We start from the raw sequence: 578 nt of genomic DNA, 5'->3' as shown, positions 1-578 counted from the left end.
CGAAGTGGTGTCGGTGATCGGCCCGTCCGGCTCTGGTAAAACCACGCTGATCCGCCTGCTCAACGGCCTTGAACAACTGGATAACGGCGAGATCAGGATCAATGGCCTGCCCTTTATTCACCTGAACAAAGTCGGCGCGCAGAAACCCCAGTACATCGAGCACGCCGAACATCGCCTGAACATCGGCATGGTGTTCCAGAGCTTCAACCTGTTCCCGCATTTGAGCGTGCTCGACAACCTGCTGATGGCGCCGAAATACCATCGGCTGGGCACGACGTCTGGGCTCAAGCAGCAGGCCTACGCACTGCTGCACAAGGTCGGCATGCTCGACCATGCCTGGAAATACCCGCACCAGCTGTCCGGCGGCCAACAACAACGCGTGGCCATCGCCCGCGCCTTGATGATGCGCCCGCAGATCATGCTGTTTGACGAGCCCACCTCGGCCCTCGACCCGGAGAAAGTCAACGAAGTGCTGCAAGTCATCGAAGCCCTGGCCGAGGAGGGCATCACCATGGTGATTGTCACCCACGAGATGAACTTCGCCTTCAAGGTCTCCGACCGCATCGTGTTCATGGAGA

General features: G+C 59.3%; 1 protein-coding gene. It reads left to right on the top strand.

Going from position 1 to position 578, the window contains the following annotated elements:
• Positions 1 to 13: 13 nt before the first annotated feature.
• Positions 14 to 578 (top strand): ATP-binding cassette domain-containing protein (locus tag OMK64_RS21520; protein ID WP_272730165.1); only part of this gene is annotated, 565 nt, incomplete at its 3' end.

This window comes from Cellulomonas fimi (assembly GCF_028527925.1).
Taxonomy (GTDB): domain Bacteria; phylum Actinomycetota; class Actinomycetes; order Actinomycetales; family Cellulomonadaceae; genus Cellulomonas; species Cellulomonas fimi_C.
The sequence above is the reverse complement of the archived record's forward strand: the minus strand, read 5'-3'. Positions and strand labels throughout refer to the sequence as shown.